We start from the raw sequence: 20,088 nt of genomic DNA on the forward strand, positions 1-20,088 counted from the left end.
ATGATGCTGCTCGGCGACGCCAAGAAGATGACCGAGGAAATCGTCAAGGCTTTCGATCACTGAGTTCGCCGAGACCGGATCAGCGGACAGCCATTAAGGCCATGCCGTTATTGATCATGAGGCCGGACAGATGACCGCAACGATTAAGCTGTAACGTCCAAGTAATTCCTGCTTGGTGGGCGTCCTCCACAGATGCACAGGTGTGGTGGATTCATTTGAGTCATTTCGTGACGGTATGAACGACTCGGAATGGCTCGTTTTGAATCGGGGCTTGCCGTTCTCGTGCGCTGGCACCTGTCGCTTGCGGCGGGCTATCCGAGTCTTGACGAGACTGTCGCGAACTCTGGAAGTCCGGTTGGCATAGAAATGGTTGGACGGCTCATCCGGTGATAGGGCCGGGCGCATCTCGAAGGTGCTCATTGGCGAGCGCCTGGTCGAGTTCGTCGAGCCGCGATCCAGCGGCGTGAATAAGGCGAGCCGCCGCAGAAGCGCCGCGAGAACCTCCGGTATTCCCGTCGGAACGGATGGAAACGGAGCTTGGTGTGCGGGGCTTTCGGGGCAGAGCCCTCATCCGCTGCCTCATTGAGCGGTTCGGCGCGCGATGCGGGAGGATATCGTGACCGCCCCCATTTTCCTTCCGCAACGCTTACCTGCGCCCGGTTATCGACCGCATCAAAGTCGAAGAAGAGATCATCAGGATCGTAGGCGATAAAACTACGCTGGACAGTCGGCGGAAAGGGCTCTGCCGTGTCCGGTGTTCGCAGTTTTGTACGGAAGTGGTACGCCCAAGGGGAATCGAACCCCTGTCTGCGCCGTGAAAGGGCGCTGTCCTAACCGCTAGACGATGGGCGCGGAAGACGAGGCGGGTTATAGTCAGCTTGTTGGCTGTGAGCAACCCGTCTCCGCACGGTAATGCAATCTTTTTCCTATTATTTTCGACGGCGGCAGCGCCAGTTCCAGTCGCGCTCGGGGCCGACGTCGATATGCACCGATTCGGTGTGACAATAAGTGCCGACGCCACCGCGACCGGGCATGGAGCGAACGAAGTTGGCAAGCTCCCATTTGCTGACGCCCGGAACCTGCACGTCGGCGGCCGCGCAATACATATGCAGCGAGTTCTTGGCGCCGCGCGCGCGTCGGTTGCGAGCCTGGTTGCGATAGCCCGAGGTGATAACCGCCTTCTTGCCGTAATGATGTTCGACCACCTTGAGCACGCGAACCAGCGAAGGTTTCAGGCAGGCCACATCGACATCGTTGGTCTGGGTCAGGAGCCCATTGGGCGCCAGGCGTGCCAATCCGGCGGCGGAAGCCACCTGCACGGTGCCGAAATCCTCTTCGTGCAGGTCAACGTCGCTGTCGTCGTCCATGCCCGATTTGCGCTTGATCTCAAAGAGGGCGGTCTGGCGCACGCCCGGCAGCGCGTTGTCATCGCCGCCAAGTGAGGCGAGTACGACAGGCTTGTCATCCGATTTGGCGGAGGCGAGCTGAATGATCGGCTTGGCCTCCTTTTTTGGCTCGGCTTCCGAAGCCGTCGCCACGGGAGCCGATTTCACCGGAGCCGATGCAGGCTTTGCCTCAGCCGAAGAGGCACCAAACAGTGAGGAAAGGAAGCCCTTTTTCTTTGGCGCGGCCGGTTTTTCGGAAGGGGGATCTCCGGCGGTGACGTAGACCGGATTGTCCATTTCCGTGGCGGCGCTTGCCACCTGCTGCGGTTTCGTGGCCGGCGTCGGCGCCTGGGAGCCATCCGATTTGGCGGCAGGCGAAGCGGCGGCTGCGGCTTCGGCTGGCTGGGCGGCCTGGTCAGCGGCCGCGGACTGTTGCTCCTGCCCCGATGCTTCCGCAGCCTGCGCCTGCACGGCCAGCGATTCGCTCATCGGGTTTGCGGCTGGCAGATAGGCTACTTCCGCCGGCAGTTCGGCATCGTCCTCGTCCATCACGGTCGCAGCCGTGGTCTGAGCGTCCGAGCCGGTCGAGGTGTCGGCCGGGCCGTCGCCGAGCGAAGCGGTCGAAGCCTGGCCGGCGGTAACGGCGGAGTTGTATCCGGGCATTCCAAGCTGGGTGTTGGGATCGGTCGTCGAGGAGCAGGACGCCAGAAGAACGGAGAACAGCGCCGCAATGATGGCGCGGCCTTCCCGTTTCGCAATGCGCGAGTCTCCCAAAGTCAAACCGCTTTCCCTCTCGCCTTATCGGCATCGCCCACCCCTGCCGGGCGATCAAAAAAATTTAAGTCGAAAGACCGTGCTTTAACGCCGAAACAGAAGCCGGCAGGCAATCACCACAGTTCGGTCCGGTGAAACCGGCGCAAATATCATGCTGCAGTTGCATCATTTCGCCCGCTTCGGCGAAATGGTCAACTCACCACACATTACAATGTGTTACACGCGCACCTTCACATAGGTGCCTGGCGCCTCGCCGAGCAGCGGCGTGCGCTCTCCTGGCTGACGGGCAGGAACCGTATTTGCATCCATACCGGTGACCCATTTTTGCCAATGCGGCCACCACGATCCGGCATTTTCCGTTGCATTCGCAACCCATTCGTCGAAGTCGCCGACAGGCTTGGCGCCTGTCCAATGCTGGTATTTGTTGGCCGAGGGCGGATTGACGACGCCGGCAATATGACCTGACCCCGCCATCACATATTCGACCGGGCCGCCAAAATACTGGCAGCCGAGGAAGACCGATCGCGCCGGCGCGATGTGGTCGTCGCGCGCGGCAAGGTTGTAAACCGGAATCGTGATGTCACCGAGCGATATGGTCCGACCCGCAAGCTCCATCCGGCCCTGCGAGAGGTTGTTATCCAGGTAGCAGTTGCGCAGATAGAACGAGTGATTGGCCGCCGCCATGCGCGTTGAGTCGGCGTTCCAGTAGAGCAGGTCGAACGGCACCGGGTCCTTGCCGCGCATGTAGTTGTTGACGACATAGGGCCAGATCAGATCGCCGGAGCGCAGCATGTTGAAGGCGGTCGCCATCTTGGTGCCGTCGAGATAGCCCTTGCCGCGCATCGAGCGCTCAAGCGCCGCGATCTGGTCCTCGTCGACGAACACCCTCAGGTCGCCGGCATGGGTGAAGTCGACCTGCGTAGTGAAGAATGTGACCGATTTTATGCGCTCGTCGCCTTCCTGGGTCAGCAAGGCGAGGGCGGCGGCGAGCAGCGTTCCGCCGACGCAATAGCCGATGGCATTGACCTCGTTTTCGCCGGTTGCGGTCTGCACCGTATCGAGCCCGTATTGCAGCCCTTCGCGGATATAGGCTTCCCAGTCTTTCAACCCATGCCGCTCGTCGGGATTGATCCATGAAATGACGAAGACGGTGTGGCCTTGCTCGACCGCCCAGCGGATGAAGGACTTTTGCGGGTTGAGATCGAGAATGTAGAATTTGTTGATCCAGGGCGGGCAGATCAGCAGCGGCCGCTTCAGCACCTTTTTGGTGGAAGGATTGTACTGGATGATCTCGGCGACATCGCTGCGTCCCACCACCTTGCCGGGCGTCGTCGCCAGATTCCGTCCTACCTCGAACTGGGAATTGTCGGCTTGGCGCAGTTTCAGGTCGCCCTTGCCGGCTTCCAGATCCTCGGCCAGCATCTTCATGCCGCGCACGAGGTTTTCGCCATTGCTGGCGACAGTCTCGCGGAAGAGTTCCGGATTGGTCAGGATGAAATTCGAGGGCGAGATCGCGTTGGCAACCTGCTTCACATAGAAGCTCGCCTTATGGCGGGTATGTTCGTCCAGCCCCTCGGCATGCTCGACCAGATCGGCGGCCCAGCGGGATGTGACCAGATAGGTCTGCTTGAGGAAGTCGAAAAAGGCGTTCCGGCCCCATTCCGGGTCCTGGAAGCGCTTGTCGCCACGCTCCGGCTGCACCGTGTCTTCGACCTGTTCGCCCGAGCCTATGCGCTGGATCGCGCTCGACCAGACATTCATGTATCCTGCAAACAGCCGCGTCTGCGCCTCCAAGGCCCGCGATGGATCGGAGAGCCAGTATTCGGTGAGCTTGGAAAAGGTTTTGACCATGTCGGCCATCGGCTCGGAGACGCTGTCGCGGACCTCGCCCTTTTCACGCGGTTCGGCCCAGGCGGACGCCGCCTTGCCGGCCTGCTCGACCATCCGGGCGAGGTTCAGCGCGAATTGTTCCGGGTCCTTGACGAGATACTGCTCGACGGAGGATATCGAATCTGCATCCGTTTTGCCCGAATCGGGTCTGTTCGCCATGTCCGCGCATGCCCTCCCAGCATATTGGCGGCATCGTATCATGGTCCGCGAGAACGGGTCCAACAATGCCGGACTACAATGTAATGAGACGGCAGAGGAAATAATATGACAGAGCGAGTTGCCGAAGGCATATTTTCCGCAAACCGAAAGCTGCCCGCTTGTGCCGCGACGCTCGTCGCGCTGGCTTTTCTGGGCGGTTGCACCAGCACGAACCTCGAGGACACGGTTCCAGCCGCGCAGCCGTCGGGGCTCTCATCCGGCCAGGCTCAGAACACCGGTTCCTTCCCTAATCTGAACATTCCGCCGCAGGTAGCCGCCTCGCAGATCACGCCGGAAGAGAAGGCGGCGAAGCTTTCCGAACTGGAGGCGGCCCAAGCCGCGCAGGCGGCGGTGCCGGCCGAGAATGGCACTGCAGCGGATCAGATTTGGCTGAAGAAGCTGGCCGAGACCCACGCCAGCAGCACGCTTGCCGAAATCGAGAAGAAGTGACGCCTCGACCCGCACCTCAATCGCGTATATATCGCGGGTCATCGACTTATCGCCATATGCTGGATCAGCCATGGAAGAGTTCCACAAGGTTCGCCGCCTGCCGCCCTATGTCTTCGAACAGGTCAACCGCCTGAAGGCCAGCGCGCGAGCGAGGGGCGCCGACATCATCGATCTCGGCATGGGCAATCCGGACTTGCCGACGCCCAAATCGATCGTCGACAAGCTGTGCGACGTGGTGAGAGACCCGCGCACCCATCGCTATTCGTCGTCACGCGGCATTCCTGGCCTTCGCCGGGCACAGGCGAACTATTATGCGCGCCGCTTCGGCGTGAAGCTGAACCCGGACACGCAGATCGTCGCGACGCTCGGCTCGAAAGAGGGCTTCGCCAATATGGCGCAGGCAATCACCGCGCCCGGCGATGTGGTGCTGTGCCCGAACCCGACCTATCCGATCCATGCCTTCGGCTTCATCATGTCCGGCGGCGTCATCCGCTCGCTGCAGGTCCAGCCCGATGATGGTTTCATTCCGGCGCTGGAACGCGGCGTGCGCCATTCGATCCCCAAGCCGCTGGCGCTGATCCTCAATTATCCTTCGAACCCGACCGCGCATGTCGCCTCGCTGGATTTCTACAAGGATGTGGTCGCCTACGCCAAGAAGAACGAAATCATCATTCTTTCCGATCTGGCCTATGCCGAGATCTTCTTCGACGGCAACCCGCCGCCCTCCATTCTGCAGGTGCCGGGCGCCATCGACATCGCCGTCGAATTCACCTCGATGTCCAAGACTTTTTCGATGCCGGGCTGGCGCATGGGCTTTGCGGTGGGCAACGAGCGGCTGATCGCAGCGCTTACGCGCGTGAAATCCTATCTCGACTATGGCGCCTTCACGCCGATCCAGGTGGCGGCGACCGCTGCGTTGAACGGCGACGACACCGACATCGCCGAGGTCCGCAGCGTCTATCACAAGCGCCGCGACGTGATGGTCGATGCGTTCGGCCGTGCCGGCTGGCCGGTTCCGGCTCCGGCGGCGACGATGTTCGCCTGGGCGCCGATACCCGAACCTTACCGGGCGCTCGGCTCGCTGGAGTTCTCCAAGCTCCTGATCGAGAAGGCCGACGTTGCCGTCGCTCCGGGCATCGGCTTTGGCGAGCATGGCGATGATTTCGTCCGCATCGCGCTGGTCGAGAACGAGCACCGGATTCGCCAGGCGGCGCGTAACATCAAGCGCTTCCTGGGGTCGAGCACGGATCGGCCGGACAATGTGGTGCCGCTTACGGCGCGACGCTGACGGTTTTCCAGATATCTGATTTTTTGAAAGGCGTTGCCGGATATGGCCGAAGCGTTGCGTATTGGAATTGCCGGGCTGGGCACGGTCGGGGCATCGGTGGTCCGTGTTCTTGGCGAAAAGGCAGCCGAACTGACCCGGCAGTGCGGCCGCGATCTGGTCGTGACGGCGGTTTCGGCGCGCGACCGTTCGCGTCAACGCGGGATCGAACTCGGCTCGGCCAAATGGTTCGACGATCCTGTCGATCTGGCGAGGCATGCCGACATCGATGTCTTCGTCGAACTGATCGGCGGCGATGCGAATCCGGCGCTTGCCTGCGTTCAGGCAGCGCTGGAGGCCGGCAAACACGTCGTCACCGCCAACAAGGCGTTGCTTGCCAGGCATGGCGTGGCGCTGGCTGAAATCGCCGAGCGCAAGGGCGTGGTGCTCAACTACGAGGCGGCGGTCGCCGGCGGCATACCGATCATCAAGACGATGCGCGAGGCGATGGCCGGAAACAGCGTTTCGCGCGTGTTCGGCATCCTCAATGGCACCTGCAACTACATATTGACCCGCATGGAGGCCGAGGGGCTTTCCTTCGACGCCTGCCTGAAGGACGCCCAGCGGCTGGGCTATGCCGAGGCCGACCCGACCTTCGACATCGAGGGGCACGATACGGCTCACAAACTGGCAATCCTGACCAGCCTTGCCTTTGGCTGCCGGATTTCGGCCGATGATATTTATATGGAAGGCATCAGCAATATCACGCAGGCCGACATTCGCGCCGCCGGCGAGCTCGGCTACCGGATCAAGCTGCTCGGCGTGGCGCAGCACACGGAAAGCGGCATCGAACAGCGCGTCCACCCGACCATGGTTCCGACCGCTTCGGTCATCGCGCAGGTGCACGGCGTCACCAATGCGGTCGCGGTGGAAACCGACATTCTCGGCGAGCTTTTGCTTTCCGGACCCGGTGCCGGCGGCAATGCCACGGCCTCGGCTGTGGTTGGCGATATCGCAGACATCGCCAAGAGCCGGCCGGGATTCCAGCACGCGCCGGTTTTCGGACGCCCCGCGACCGAACTGCGCCCTTATAAAAGGGCCAGGATGCGCTCGCATGAAGGCGGCTATTTCATCCGGCTGACCGTGTATGACCGCGTCGGCGTGTTCGCCGCCGTTGCGGGGCGGATGGCCGACAACGAAATCTCGCTCGAATCGATCGTGCAGCACGGTTCGATTGCCGCCGAACCGGGCACCAAGACGGTGATTCTGGTGACGCATGCGACAAGCGAGGCCGCGGTGCGCAAGGCGGTCGAAAGTATCACCAGCGACGGCCATCTGACCGACAAGCCGCAGGTGATCCGCATCGAACGTGCCGATTGAGCGGACTGGCACTTTGTGCGCCTATCCTAATCGATTGATCTTCGGCCTCTCGGCACGATCAGTGCCGGTAGGCCTTGCTGTTGTCATGGCTCTTTGACACAAGGGGGCCGACTGTTCCTCCCGGGACACGACACCGACCAGTTTTACGGGGATGCATAATATGGCGAAAAGCGAAATCGCCGGTCTCGACCGGATTCTTACCATGGAACTCGTCCGCGTGACGGAGCGCGCCGCGGTCGCGGCAGCAAGGCTCAGGGGCAGGGGAGATGAGAAGGCCGCCGATCAGGCCGCGGTCGACGCGATGCGAGCCGAACTGAACCGACTAGCGATCAAGGGCACCGTCGTCATCGGAGAGGGCGAGCGCGACGAGGCGCCGATGCTCTATATCGGCGAGGAAGTCGGTTCGGGCGATGGGCCGGAGGTGGACATCGCTCTCGATCCGCTGGAAGGCACGACGATCTGCGCCAAGAACCTGCCCAATGCGCTGGCGGTTATCGCCATTGCCGAGAAGGGCAGCCTGCTGTTTGCCCCCGACGTCTATATGGACAAGATCGCGATCGGCCCAGGCTATCCGGACGGCCTCATCAATATCGACGCCTCGCCGCTCGAGAACATCCGCAACCTGGCAGACGCCAAGCGGGTGCCGATCTCTGAGATCACCGCCTGCATTCTCGACCGGCCGCGTCACGCCAAGCTGATCGAAGCGGTTCGCAAGACCGGCGTGGCCATTCGCCTGATCGGCGACGGCGATGTCGCCGGCGTCATCCACACCACCGATCCGGACGAGACCGGCATCGACATCTATCTCGGCACCGGCGGCGCACCCGAAGGCGTGCTTGCGGCAGCCGCTTTGCGCTGCACCGGCGGCCAGATGCAGGGGCGCCTGATTCTCGATACGCCCGAGAAAGCCGCACGCGCCGCAAAGATGGGCGTTTCGGACCCGAACAAGGTCTATCGCATCGAGGAAATGGCGCGAGGCGACGTGCTGTTCGCGGCGACCGGCGTGACTGACGGCAACATGCTTGCCGGCGTGAAGTTCGGCCGGGATTCGATCACCACCCACACGATCGTGCTGCGCTCCTCCTCGAAGACGGTGCGCGAGATCAAGGCGCGCCATCAGGACCTGGAAAAGTTCCAGGAGGAGGTTCGCTGATCGCGTAAACCCGGCGCGAGGGGATGAGCGGCGCATGACGCCCGAAAAACGCTTTTTCCTGGACGTTCGACGCTCTGCGACCGGGCTCTCATGGGAGCACCGGCTGAACGAGCGCCAGGAAATGGCGGCACTTGCGATCGCGCAGGCCGATGGCGTCCCGATCATCGTGGCGCGCGTTCTGGCCGGGCGCGGCGTTTCGGTGGAGGACGCGGCGCGCTTCCTCGACCCGACCATTCGCGACCTGCTTCCCGATCCGGCGACGCTGACGGACATGCAAGCCGCAGCGCGCCGCATCGCGGCGGCAATCCTACGCCGCGAGAAAGTCGCGATCTTCGGCGACTATGACGTCGACGGTGCGGCCTCCTCGGCGTTGGTGAAGCGCTTCCTGGCGCATTATGGCGTCGAGGCCGAAATCTACATTCCGGACCGCATTTTCGAGGGCTACGGACCAAATCCCGAGGCGATGCGCGAATTGGTGGGGCGCGGCGCCACGCTTATCGTCACGGTGGATTGCGGAACCAACAGCGCGACGTCCATCGACGCGGCGAGGGATGCCGGCGCCGAGGTGGTGGTGCTCGATCATCATCAGGTCGGCGGTGCATTGCCGTCGGCAGTGGCAATCGTCAATCCCAATCGCGAGGACGACTTGTCCGGGCAGGGTCACCTCTGCGCGGCGGGCGTGGTTTTCCTGACGCTGGTGCAGACAGTGCGGGTACTTCGCGAGGTTCTCCCCGATACGCCACCGCCGGATCTTCTGTCGATGCTCGATCTGGTGGCGTTGGCAACGGTCTGCGACGTAGTGGCGCTCACTGGCGTCAATCGGGCATTCGTCACCAAGGGATTGCTGGTCATCCGACAGCAGAAGAATGCCGGCATCGCAGCTTTGGCGCGCGCCGCGCGCATCGGCGAGCCGATCGGCGCTTTCCATCTGGCGTTTCTGATCGGTCCCCGTATCAATGCCGGCGGTCGCATCGGCGATGCCGCGCTTGGCAGCAGGCTGCTTGCGACCGACGATCCGGTCGAGGCCGGCAAAATCGCCGAGACGCTCGACCGACTCAATCAGGAGCGGCAGTCGCTCGAGCAGGAAATGCTGGCGGAAGCGCGCGCCGAAGCCGATGTCGAGCTTGCGGCGGGCATCGGCCCGGCGGTGGTGGTCACGGCAAGCCCGAAGTGGCATCCGGGTATCGTCGGCCTGCTTGCCTCACGGCTGAAAGATCATGCACGCCGCCCGGCGTTCGCCATCGCCTTCAATGTGAATGGCCTTGGCACCGGTTCCGGCCGCTCCATTGCCGGCTTCGATCTCGGACGGCTGGTGCGCGAAGCGGCCGAGCGCGGCCTGATCGTCAAGGGGGGCGGCCACGCCATGGCGGCGGGCATCACCGTGGAGCGGGAGAAGCTTGGCGCGCTCAGGGCCTTTTTTGAAGAGCGCTCCGCTGCCGATATCATTCGCCTGCATGGCGAGGCGAGCCTTCACGTCGATGCCGCCCTTGCCGCCGAAGGCGCGACGATCGAACTGATCGAGCAACTGGAAAGAGCCGGTCCGTTCGGTGCCGGCCATGTGGCGCCTCTTTTCGTCCTGCCGCGCCACCGCCTTGCCGATGCGCGGCTGGTGGGGACGTCACATATCAGGGTTGAACTGCGCTCGGATGGAGGTGGCCGCGTTCAGGCGATTGCCTTTCGAGCGGTCGATACAGCGCTGGGGAATTTTCTGTTCGCCAATCGCGGCGCGACGATACATGTCGCCGGCACTCTGGCGGCCAATCACTGGAATGGCAGCAAGACGGTGCAATTCCGGATCATGGATGCGGCTCAGGCCTGATCAGGCAAGTACCGTCTGCAACCGCTCCAGTTCCGCCAGCCGCGCCCTGGTCGCCTCGTAGCCGAGTTGGATCGCCTCGTCGGCCCGGTGGAACTCGGACAGGCCGACATGGCCAAGCTTCGGCTGGATCGAAAGGTCCGGCGGATCGCCGGCCAGCCGCGCCCGCGAAATGCGATCCTGGATGATGTTGAAGGCTTCGACCATGACGCCGGTGATGCCGAGCCGACTTTCCCGGCTTCTGGCCTCGTGCCCACGTAGATCGGCGGACGGCAAATCCTTTTCGATCACGAGTTCGCCGGCGCTGTGCTTGATCACCGCCGCGCGACCATAGAGGTCATAGTGCAGATTGACTGCGACCACGAGCCGCTGCTCATAGGCGCGGCAGACGGAGACCGGCACCGGGTTGACCAGGGCGCCGTCGACCAGCACGCGCTGGTTGGCGACGACGGGCTCGAAAACGCCGGGCAGCGCGTATGATGCGCGCATCGCTGTGATCAGCGAGCCATCCGACAGCCAGATTTCGTGCCCGGTGCCGATTTCCGTGGCGACACAGACGAACGGCTTCGGCAGGTTCTCGAAACGCAGGCCGGCCATGTGCTCCTGCATGCGCGCCGTCAGCCTCATGCCGCCGAACAGGCCGCTTCCGCCGAGGCGGAAATCGAGCAGGCCGAAAAACCGGCGCCTGGTCAGGCTGCGGGCGAAATCCTCCAGCTCGTCCAACTTGCCGGCCAGATAGCAGCCGCCAACCAGCGCGCCGATGGACGTACCCGCGATCATGTCGATGGCAATGCCGGCTTCGTCGAGTGCCCTCAAGACACCGATATGGGCCCAGCCGCGCGCGGCACCTCCGCCTAGGGCCAGCGAAATTCCGGATTTTTTTTCAGGAGGCGCTTCGGCTATGCCGCCGGACGATGCGGGGCCATTGGCTTCGCGGATGTCTGACCTGTTGCGCAATGACGCCCATTCGAGCATCGAAAATCTCCCTCTCCCCCAAGCGATAATAGGCGCAGGCCGTATCGAAAAGGTGAATCTGACTGATCTTGCGGTTCCAAGCAGTTCACTTGGCGTCTTGATATGTCTTTTTCGCGTCGAACAACGGTTTGCTGCCGTCGTCGGTCAGTATGGCGTTTCCTTCTTTTACGCCGACCGCCCTGTAAAAGCAGGAACGCCGGCCCGTGTGACAGGTTGCATCATGCCCGGTGACTTTGACACGCAGCCATATCGCGTCCTGGTCGCAGTCGGTGCGCATCTCCACCACCTGCTGAAGGTTCCCCGATGTCTCGCCCTTTTTCCAGAGCGAATTGCGCGATCGGGACCAATAATGGGCAATCCCTGTCTCAAGGGTCAGCGACAGGGCTTCGGCGTTCATATGCGCGACCATCAGCACCGTGCCGTCACCGGCATCGGTCACGACGGCCGTGACAAGACCGGCCGCATCGAAACGCGGAGAGAAGACGGCGCCCTCTTCGAGCGCCTTCTTGTCGGAAGGGGCGTTGTTGAAAGTGATGCTGGACATGTCCGGCTCCCGTTCAGCGGAGCCGGACATGCACCTGAAGCAGGGGTCAGCGGCCGTTCCGCACCATGGTCAAAAACCGGATCTGCTCTTCGGGACTATCCTTGAAAGCGCCGGTAAAGGTCGAGGTCAGGGTGGTGGAACCCTGTTTGCGAATGCCGCGCATGGCCATGCACATATGCTCGGCCTCGATGACCACGGCAACGCCACGCGGATTTACCACGTCCTGAATGACGCCGGCAATCTGCGCCGTCATCGCTTCCTGCGTTTGCAGCCGGTGGGCGAAGATGTCGACTACGCGCGCGATCTTCGACAGCCCGACGACCTTGCCCTCGGGCAGATAGCCGACATGGGCCTTGCCGATGATAGGCACCATATGGTGCTCGCAATGCGAATGGAACTCGATGTCCTTGACGAGAACCAGTTCGTCGTAGCCGGCGACCTCTTCGAAGGTGCGGCCAAGCTCCTCGGCCGGGCACTTGTCGTAGCCGCCGAACATTTCGCGGTAGGCCTTGACGACGCGCTTGGGCGTGTCTTTCAGGCCCTCGCGGTCGGGGTTGTCTCCCGTCCAGCGCAACAGCGTACGCACGGCAGCTTCGACCTCGGCCTCGCTTGGCCTGTCGGTGACCGGCTTTTCCATGTAGTCGGCCTTCGGCATTAGTTTGTTGATTACGGCGTCCATAGTAAGGCGTCTCCCGTAGTTCCCCTCGACGGAGGAACGAGTTGAACGGACCACAGCCTTTTGCGGGATCGTCGGAAATTACCGGCCCGAAAGCGGCGTGACTTGGTTCCGGCGCGACCTAGCTTCACTTGCCGTCGTCGGAACACCCGCATTATATAAGACTTGGCGTCGCGATTGGAAGGTGTACGAACGGCAAAGGCCGGTTTTGAAGCGGCGGCGGATTGGAAAATCATGATCGACGACGTCTACAATGCGAAAATTCTTGGCTTTGCGGGAAATATCGCGCGCATCGGCAGGCTCGAACACCCCGACGCCACCGCGACCGCTCATTCCAAGCTCTGCGGCTCCACGGTAACGGTCGATTTGAAGATGCAGGATGGCATCGTCACCGATTTCGCGCATGACGTGAAGGCCTGCGCGCTCGGTCAAGCCTCGTCGGCCATCATGGCGGCCAATGTCGTCGGCGCAACCTCCGGCGAATTGCGCGCCGTTCGTGAAGCCATGCGCAGAATGCTGAAGGAAAATGGCGCGCCGCCCGAAGGCCGCTTCGCCGATCTCAAATATCTGGAGCCGGTGCGCGATTACAAGGCAAGACATGCCTCGACCATGCTCACCTTCGACGCGGTTGTGGACGCTATCGGCCAGATCGAGAAAGACCGCGCCGAGGCGGCCGCCTGAGGCTTCATCGCCATGGTCCACCACCATTCCGCCGTGAGGGCTTCAGCCCGCACACGCAACTGGCCGGGCCCATGGCGAAAAACGCCGGGCAGGGTACTCGGCACGTCCCTGGTGCGGTTATATCAGCTCACTCTTTCCGGCTTTATCGGCAATTCCTGCCGACATCTGCCGACCTGTTCGGAATATGCCCATGAGGCAATCGCCCGACACGGCTTGTGGGCCGGCGGCTGGATGGGCCTGTTTCGCGTCGTCCGCTGCGGTCCTGGCGGCACCCATGGCATCGACCGCGTGCCCGAAACGCTCGAGGCCCGCTATGTCTGGTTCGCGCCTTGGCGCTACTGGCGGATCGGGAAAATGTCGCAGCACACCCATTCCTGAGCGTCCGGCGCTTTACGGCGCTGAAAACTCTGCCTAAAACCCCCGCTTGCCGCCGGATGCATCCGGCAATCACCACCCGCGCTCGTTTGCGGGACTGGATAGGAGAAAAGCTTTGTCGAATTCCGTTTCCCTTACATTTCCCGATGGTTCCGTTCGCGATTACGATGCCGCGATGACGGGTGCGGCGCTTGCCGAATCGATCTCGAAGTCGCTTGCCAAGAAGGCGGTCGCCTACGCCGTCGATGGCGTCGTTCGCGATCTGTCAGACCCGCTCGGCCAGTCCGGCAAGATCGAGATCGTCACCCGCGACGATCCGCGCGCGCTGGAACTGATCCGCCACGATACGGCGCATGTGCTCGCCGAGGCGGTGCAGGAATTGTGGCCGGGAACGCAGGTCACCATCGGTCCGGTGATCGAAAACGGCTTTTATTACGACTTCGCCCGCAACGAGCCGTTCACGCTCGAGGATTTGCCGGTGATCGAAAAGAAGATGCGCGAAATCATTGCGCGCAACCGGCCGTTCACCAAGGAGGTCTGGTCGCGCGACAAGGCCAGGAAAGTCTTCAAGGACAAGGGCGAGGCCTACAAAGTCGAACTCATCGACGCCATCCCCGAAGATCAGGACCTGAAGATCTACGCGCAGGGCGACTGGTTCGATCTTTGCCGCGGACCGCATATGGCCTCCATCGGCCAGATCGGCAACGCCTTCAAGCTGATGAAGGTTGCCGGCGCCTACTGGCGCGGTGACAGCAACAATCCGATGTTGACGCGCATCTACGGCACGGCCTGGGCCGACCAGGCGCAGCTCGACGCCTATCTTCACATGCTGGAGGAGGCCGAGAAGCGTGACCACCGCCGCCTCGGCCGGGAAATGGATCTGTTTCATTTCCAGGAGGAGGGGCCGGGCGTCGTGTTCTGGCATTCCAAGGGCTGGAAGATGTTCCAGAACCTCGTCAGCTACATGCGTCGCCGACTTGACGAACAGGGTTATCAGGAAGTCAACGCGCCACAGGTTCTCGACAAGTCACTGTGGGAGACATCCGGCCATTGGGGCTGGTACCGGGACAACATGTTCAAGGTCACGGTCGCTGGCGACGATACCAACGACGACCGGGTTTTTGCGCTGAAGCCGATGAACTGCCCCGGCCATGTCCAGATATTCAAGCACGGCTTGAAGTCCTATCGCGATCTACCGGTGAAGCTAGCCGAATTCGGCGCCGTGCATCGTTACGAGCCCTCCGGTGCGCTGCACGGGCTGATGCGCGTGCGTGGCTTCACGCAGGACGACGCGCATATCTTCTGCACCGAGGAGCAGTTGGCGGAAGAGTGCCTCAAGATCAACGACCTCATCCTCACCACCTATGCCGATTTCGGCTTCGACGAGATCACCGTCAAGCTCGCGACGCGGCCCGACAAGCGCGTCGGTACGGATGAGATGTGGGATCATGCCGAGGACGTGTTGAAACGCATTCTCGAAGAGATCGCGGCGAAATCCGGGAATCGCATCAAGACCGGCGTCAATCCGGGCGAGGGGACGTTCTACGGCCCGAAATTCGAATATGTGCTGCGCGACGCCATCGGCCGCGAATGGCAGTGCGGCACCACGCAGGTCGATTTCAATCTGCCGGAACGATTCGGAGCCTTCTATATCGGCTCCGATTCGGAGAAGAAGCAGCCCGTCATGGTCCATCGCGCGATCTGCGGCTCGATGGAGCGCTTCCTCGGCATATTGATCGAAAATTATTCCGGCCACTTCCCGCTGTGGTTTGCCCCGCAGCAGGTGGTGGTGGCGACGATCACCTCCGAAGCCGACGACTATGCGCAAAAGGTCGTGGCGCGGCTGAAAGCGACGGGCCTGTCGGCGGAAGCCGATCTGCGCAATGAGAAGATCAACTACAAGGTGCGCGAGCACAGCCTTGCCAAGATTCCGGTCATTCTCGTCTGCGGCAAGCGCGAGGCCGAGGAAAGCACTGTCAATATCCGCCGGCTCGGCTCGCGCGATCAGCAGTCGATGACACTCGACGAGGCGGTAGCCTCGCTGCAGGAGGAAGCGATCACGCCGGACCGCCGGCGCGCGCTCCAGGGCTGAACCCTCTAAATGGCGCCGAATCGATCCGGCGCCATTTTCCTGTGTGCCGGAATGTGTTTGCGATCAGGTTCAGGAAGCACGGAAAGCGCCATTTGCAGGCCCTTTTGGCTTGAATACCAGGGCGCCTAGTCCACGCCCTCATTCGGATCCTGCGCATTGGCATCGGTGGCCAGGACTTCGACGTCCTGATTGCGCCCGCCGACAACCGTGAAATCGCGCTGATAGATTCGGTCGCGATTCTTGGCGACGATCGTGTAGTCGCCTTCCGATAGTACCATGGCCGCGAAAGCGCCGACGCTCTCGCGTATGGGATCGCCGGAATTCGTCAGCACCGACCATGAGGTGTCGGCCATCGCCTCGCCGCCTTCCTCGCGCACCAGCTTCAGGGTCAGTTCGGCGGCGCGATGTTCCACCGTGGCTTCCGTGAGCTTGCCGGCTTCGACGCGGATGTCGGAACGGATGACGGCGTTGACCGATCCATAGGTCGAAACGACATGGTAGACGCCGGAATTGAGCCGCACGATGGTGTTGGGGCTGACATCCGGAATGATCAGCGCGCGATCGCCGTCGGTTCCCGGCTCGGCTTCGTAGATCGAGAAGCGCAGCTTTTTCGGCGGTATGCGCACGCCGCCGGCCAGGACGGCATCGAGCTTCAGCCCGCCGGCGTCGAGCACAACGCTTTCCGTCTTGGGGTCGCGGCCGATGGTTATGCGTTTGGTGGCACCGGCGCGTCCGAACGAGGCGTGGACGAGATAGCTTCCGGGCTCGAGGTGGAACAGGGTCGTTCCGCCCTGCGCCGACGCGACCAGCGGCAGCTTGCCATCCGGTCCGGGCTCGGGGCGGAAGACGCGCCAGACAAGGCCGTGCTCAATTTCCTTGCCGTCGTCGGTCAGTTTCGCGGCGAGCGTGACTTCGCCGCCGCCATTCTCGGCCAGCGGCCGGCTGTTGCGCGGATTGGCGTAGTTGGACAGACCCGGCAGTTCGACCCCTTTCAGCGGATTGGGGTTCTCCTGCGCCGAAGCGCCCGTCGGCGCCAGCACAAGCAGCGTGGCGGCGGCAAGCCAGGCGGCGTATCGGGAAAATTCGGCAAACATCACTTGTTTGAAGCTGAACGCAGTGGCAATTTCAAGGCTTATTCACGCGCGCGACATGCCTTGGCGCAAGCTCGCCGCCTTATCCTCCCGTCGCATCCAGCCGACATCATCAGAAAGTATCCATAGTGACGTCATCGATTGTTGAATTCATGCTGACCAGGAGCTCCGCTCCGATCAAGGACCTCAGCGAGCCTGCTCCCAATGATGCGCAGATCGAAACGCTCATCAAAATAGCATCCCGCGTTCCCGACCATGGCCGCCTGGCGCCGTGGCGGTTCATCATTTATCGCGGCGACGCGCGCATCCGCATCGGCGAGAAACTCGCGGCACTGGCACAGGAGCGTGAAGGGCCGCTGAACGAGGCCCGGCGCGAGCAGGAGTTGACGCGGTTTTCACGCGCACCGCTGGTCATCGGGGTTATTTCCTGTCCGAAGGAGAATCCCAAGATTCCACAATCGGAGATGCTCCTGTCCGGTGGCGCCGCGGCCATGAACCTTGTCATCGCGGCCAATGCGCTCGGCTATAAGACGAACTGGATCACCAACTGGTATTCCGAAGTCGAGGAAGGCCGACGCATTCTAGGCCTTGCCCCGCATGAGCGCGTCGTCGGCTTCGTGCATATCGGGTCGTTCGACGGCCCTGTGCCCGAGCGGCCTCGACCGGACGTTTCCCAGCTTTACAGCGAATACACGGGGCCCTGGCAGGGTTAGGTCGCGATCCCTGCAAACCGCGCCCGCGCCAGAACGCGCTCGGCGCGGCTCAGGTGCGGCCGATCGTACATCTGGCCATCCAACGCCACCACGCCGGGATTTCCGGCTGCCTGAAAGGCCTCAATGACTGCCTTGGCGTGGGCGACTGCGTCCGGTGACGGTGTGAACGCCTCGTTGATAACGGGCACCTGGTCGGGATGGATCGCCATCTTGCCGGTGAAGCCGTCGCGCTCGGCGGCCAGGCATTCCGCGCAAAACGCGTCCATGTCGCGGAAGTTCGGAAAGACCGTGTCGATCGCGGCGATCTCGGCGGCCGACGCCGCCAGGATGGTGAGTGCGCGCGCAAGGCGGAAAACATCGGTGTAGCGGCCATCCGCATCGCGGGCGGTGCGCGCTCCGACAGCCGCCGACAGGTCTTCCGCGCCCCAGGTGAGGCCGGTGAGCCGATGGCTGACGCCCGCATAGCTCCCCGCCGCAAGGGTGCCCGCCGCAGTTTCGGTGATGATCGGCAAAATGGCGATGCCGCCATCGCTGAGCCCGTTCTCGGCCTCGTGAACGCGCAGCTTCACGGCAAGCAATTGCACGTCGGCGCCGCTGTTCGATTTGGGCAGCATGATTCCTTCCGGTCTTACCGGGACAAGGGCTGCCAGGTCATCGTCGGTCAAGCCGCTCGACAGATCGTTGACGCGGACATAGACGGCAGGACCTTGCCCGCCTTGGCGCTGCCCACTTCGGCGCTGCTTGAGGAAATCGGCCGCAGTCGTGCGCGCCAGTGCCTTGTTTTGCGGCGCAACCGAGTCCTCCAGGTCGATAATGACGACATCGGCTTTGGAGCCGAACCCTTTTTCGAGCTTCCGTTCCGAATCGCCGGGCACGAAAAGCAGCGAGCGCATGGTCAGGCGGCTTTCTTTTTCATCATGGCCTGGCGCACGCATCTGGCGACAAGCACGTCGTCCTGATTGAAGGCGCGATGTTCAAGCTCGACAATGCCGCGATCCGGCTTCGATCTGGAGTCGCGCACCGAAAGTATTTCCGTTTCGACCCGGATCGTGTCGCCGTGGAAAACCGGATTCGGAAACACCGTTTCGCGCATGCCCAGATTGGCGATGGTGGTGCCGACCGTGATGTCGTTGACCGAAATGCCGATCATCAGGCCGAGCGTGAACAGCGAATTGACCAGCGGCTTGCCCCACTCGGTTTTCGCGGCGAAGTCGAAGTCGATATGCAACGGCTGCGGGTTGAGCGTCATCACCGAAAACAGCATGTTGTCGCTCTCGGTCACCGTCTTCCTGAGCGGGTGCTGGATGACCTTCCCGACGACGAATTCTTCGAGATAAAGACCGCTCACGCGCGTTCCTCCGCTGGTCTCACCCGACTTTGATAGTTCTCCGCCCGGCCTCGCGCAACCGGGTTAAGAAAGATGGTGAACCGTTCGTAAACCATTTTTCCCTAGCTTCCGTCGACGGGGCCGGAAGAATCTTCCGGTGGGATGCAGAGTGGGCGCGGATGATCGTCGAGCATTTCCTGAAATGGGTGGATACTGCTCGCGTGAACGAGCGCGCGGCTGCTGCCGGCGCGCTTGCCCGCGCCTTCATCCAGAACGAATTGCCGTTCGAAGACCGTTGCGCGGCCGAGGCGGCCTTGACGCTGCTGCTGGACGATCCGTCCTCAAAGGTTCGCCTGGCGATCGCCGAGGCGCTGTCGATGAGCCGCCACGCGCCGTTGCAGATCATCAGTGCGCTGGCGGCGGACCAGCCCGAGGTTGCAGCCCTGGTGCTTGTCCGTTCGCCGCTGCTTACCGATGGCGATCTTATCGAGCATGTCGCCACGGGCTCCGGTGCGACGCAGAGATTGATTGCCGGTCGTCCGTCCGTTTCGATGGCCGTATCGGCGGCCATTGCCGAGATCGGTGAAGCGGAAGCCTGCGTTGCGCTGGTTGCCAATACCGGCGCCGACATTGCCTCGCTCAGCTTCCGGCGCATGGCCGAGCGCCACGGCGATCTCGCTCACGTGCGAGAGGCCTTGATCGCCGACGCGCGGCTGCCTTCCGACTGCCGGCACATGCTTCTGGTCAAGGTCGGAGAGGCGTTGAAACGCTCGCCGCTGGTCGCCGCGCTGATGGGGTCAGTGCGGGCGGATCGGGTCATGCGCGATGCCTGCATCAAGGCCTCCCTGACCTTGATCGAGGGCACGAGACCAGGCGAGTACGCGGCGCTCATCGAGCATCTGCGTCTGCGCGGCGATCTCACCTGCGGCTTTCTCATCCGAATAATCGCTCACGGCAAGGTCGATTTCTTCGGCGTCACACTGGTTGCACTTACAGGACAGGCCGAATCGCGTGTCCGCACCCTGCTCGCAGGCGGCAATGATGTCGCGCTGTCGGCGCTGTTTCGCGGTGCCGGCCTGGCAGCCGTGACGCATCCGGTAATCCTGCGCGCGCTGAAGGTCTGGCGCGAGGTGGCCAACGGCAAGCGCACCGCTGGTGCCCAGGAAGTGAGCTGGCTGATGCTTAAGGAGATCGGCGGGCCGTCGGTATCGGGCGATCTCGCCGGACTGGTCAAGTCGATCCATCTGGAGGCGCTGCGCGAGAACGCGCGCGGTCACGCGCTGGCCATCGCGGCGGCCTGACGG

18 protein-coding genes and 1 tRNA gene are annotated in these 20,088 nt (G+C 62.5%); 10 read left to right on the forward strand and 9 right to left on the reverse strand.

The window, feature by feature from the left end; genetic code table 11:
* Positions 1-777 precede the first annotated feature (777 nt).
* The 3 genes from ACLKMW_RS24255 to phaC form a co-directional block, all read right to left on the reverse strand.
* Positions 778-852, reverse strand: a tRNA-Glu gene (locus ACLKMW_RS24255).
* A gap of 77 nt (positions 853-929) precedes the next feature.
* Positions 930-2,165: a D-Ala-D-Ala carboxypeptidase family metallohydrolase gene (locus tag ACLKMW_RS24260; RefSeq protein ID WP_415727095.1), complete on the reverse strand. Its 1,236-nt coding sequence runs from the start codon at positions 2,163-2,165 to the stop codon at positions 930-932.
* Positions 2,166-2,375: 210 nt separating this feature from the next.
* A complete protein-coding gene (phaC, locus tag ACLKMW_RS24265; RefSeq protein ID WP_415727096.1) occupies positions 2,376-4,208 on the reverse strand; it encodes a class I poly(R)-hydroxyalkanoic acid synthase in 1,833 nt (610 codons plus the stop codon).
* Positions 4,209-4,313: 105 nt separating this feature from the next.
* On the opposite strand from phaC, the gene ACLKMW_RS24270 reads away from it, so the two are divergent.
* The 5 genes from ACLKMW_RS24270 to recJ all read left to right on the forward strand — a co-directional run bounded on the left by ACLKMW_RS24270 (position 4,314) and on the right by recJ (position 10,313).
* Positions 4,314-4,697 carry a hypothetical protein gene (locus ACLKMW_RS24270; protein WP_415727097.1) on the forward strand — a complete coding sequence of 128 codons (384 nt, stop codon included), beginning with the start codon at positions 4,314-4,316 and terminating at the stop codon, positions 4,695-4,697.
* 70 nt (positions 4,698-4,767) lie between these two features.
* Positions 4,768-5,985 carry an LL-diaminopimelate aminotransferase gene (locus tag ACLKMW_RS24275; protein ID WP_415727098.1) on the forward strand — a complete coding sequence of 406 codons (1,218 nt, stop codon included), beginning with the start codon at positions 4,768-4,770 and terminating at the stop codon, positions 5,983-5,985.
* Between the two features lie 42 nt (positions 5,986-6,027).
* Positions 6,028-7,341, forward strand: coding sequence for a homoserine dehydrogenase (locus tag ACLKMW_RS24280; RefSeq protein WP_415727099.1), 1,314 nt, complete (start codon positions 6,028-6,030; stop codon positions 7,339-7,341).
* A gap of 160 nt (positions 7,342-7,501) precedes the next feature.
* A complete protein-coding gene (glpX, locus tag ACLKMW_RS24285) occupies positions 7,502-8,494 on the forward strand; it encodes a class II fructose-bisphosphatase (RefSeq protein WP_415727100.1) in 993 nt (330 codons plus the stop codon).
* Between the two features lie 34 nt (positions 8,495-8,528).
* On the forward strand, positions 8,529-10,313 hold the full coding sequence (gene recJ / locus ACLKMW_RS24290) for a single-stranded-DNA-specific exonuclease RecJ (protein ID WP_415727101.1): 1,785 nt from the start codon (positions 8,529-8,531) through the stop codon (positions 10,311-10,313).
* On the opposite strand, the gene ACLKMW_RS24295 is transcribed toward recJ, so the two are convergent.
* The 3 genes from ACLKMW_RS24295 to folE form a co-directional block, all read right to left on the reverse strand.
* Positions 10,314-11,285 (reverse strand): patatin-like phospholipase family protein, encoded by a 972-nt coding sequence (locus ACLKMW_RS24295; RefSeq protein WP_415727102.1) that lies wholly within the window; start codon positions 11,283-11,285, stop codon positions 10,314-10,316. It lies immediately after the preceding gene.
* Positions 11,286-11,370: 85 nt separating this feature from the next.
* A complete protein-coding gene (gene hisI, locus ACLKMW_RS24300) occupies positions 11,371-11,829 on the reverse strand; it encodes a phosphoribosyl-AMP cyclohydrolase (RefSeq protein ID WP_415727103.1) in 459 nt (152 codons plus the stop codon).
* 46 nt (positions 11,830-11,875) lie between these two features.
* A complete protein-coding gene (folE, locus tag ACLKMW_RS24305) occupies positions 11,876-12,508 on the reverse strand; it encodes a GTP cyclohydrolase I FolE (protein ID WP_415727104.1) in 633 nt (210 codons plus the stop codon).
* A 231-nt stretch (positions 12,509-12,739) separates the two neighbouring features.
* Here folE and ACLKMW_RS24310 point away from each other — a divergent pair, with 231 nt between their 5' ends.
* The 3 genes from ACLKMW_RS24310 to thrS all read left to right on the forward strand — a co-directional run bounded on the left by ACLKMW_RS24310 (position 12,740) and on the right by thrS (position 15,653).
* The gene (locus ACLKMW_RS24310; protein WP_415727105.1) at positions 12,740-13,186 is read left to right on the forward strand and encodes an iron-sulfur cluster assembly scaffold protein; all 447 of its coding nucleotides are present in this window, start codon (positions 12,740-12,742) and stop codon (positions 13,184-13,186) included.
* Positions 13,187-13,198: 12 nt separating this feature from the next.
* Positions 13,199-13,564, forward strand: coding sequence for a membrane protein insertion efficiency factor YidD (yidD, locus tag ACLKMW_RS24315; RefSeq protein ID WP_415727106.1), 366 nt, complete (start codon positions 13,199-13,201; stop codon positions 13,562-13,564).
* A gap of 112 nt (positions 13,565-13,676) precedes the next feature.
* The gene (gene thrS, locus ACLKMW_RS24320; protein ID WP_415727107.1) at positions 13,677-15,653 is read left to right on the forward strand and encodes a threonine--tRNA ligase; all 1,977 of its coding nucleotides are present in this window, start codon (positions 13,677-13,679) and stop codon (positions 15,651-15,653) included.
* Between the two features lie 125 nt (positions 15,654-15,778).
* Here the strand turns inward: thrS and ACLKMW_RS24325 are convergent, their stop codons facing one another.
* Positions 15,779-16,747, reverse strand: coding sequence for a hypothetical protein (locus ACLKMW_RS24325; RefSeq protein WP_415727108.1), 969 nt, complete (start codon positions 16,745-16,747; stop codon positions 15,779-15,781).
* Between the two features lie 149 nt (positions 16,748-16,896).
* On the opposite strand from ACLKMW_RS24325, the gene ACLKMW_RS24330 reads away from it, so the two are divergent.
* On the forward strand, positions 16,897-17,457 hold the full coding sequence (locus tag ACLKMW_RS24330; RefSeq protein ID WP_415727119.1) for a nitroreductase family protein: 561 nt from the start codon (positions 16,897-16,899) through the stop codon (positions 17,455-17,457).
* On the opposite strand, the gene ACLKMW_RS24335 is transcribed toward ACLKMW_RS24330, so the two are convergent.
* Both ACLKMW_RS24335 and ACLKMW_RS24340 read right to left on the reverse strand, forming a co-directional pair.
* Positions 17,454-18,350 carry an HpcH/HpaI aldolase/citrate lyase family protein gene (locus tag ACLKMW_RS24335; protein WP_415727109.1) on the reverse strand — a complete coding sequence of 299 codons (897 nt, stop codon included), beginning with the start codon at positions 18,348-18,350 and terminating at the stop codon, positions 17,454-17,456. The two genes, ACLKMW_RS24330 and ACLKMW_RS24335, sit on opposite strands and share 4 nt — an antisense overlap.
* Positions 18,351-18,352: 2 nt before the next feature.
* Complete coding sequence (locus tag ACLKMW_RS24340; RefSeq protein WP_415727110.1) at positions 18,353-18,805, reverse strand: MaoC family dehydratase; 453 nt, start codon at positions 18,803-18,805, stop codon at positions 18,353-18,355.
* Between the two features lie 158 nt (positions 18,806-18,963).
* Here ACLKMW_RS24340 and ACLKMW_RS24345 point away from each other — a divergent pair, with 158 nt between their 5' ends.
* Positions 18,964-20,085 carry a DUF2336 domain-containing protein gene (locus ACLKMW_RS24345; protein WP_415727111.1) on the forward strand — a complete coding sequence of 374 codons (1,122 nt, stop codon included), beginning with the start codon at positions 18,964-18,966 and terminating at the stop codon, positions 20,083-20,085.
* Positions 20,086-20,088: the final 3 nt, after the last annotated feature.

The organism is Borborobacter xinjiangensis (genome assembly GCF_047739745.1).
Classification (GTDB): Bacteria; Pseudomonadota; Alphaproteobacteria; order Rhizobiales; family Rhizobiaceae; genus Pseudaminobacter.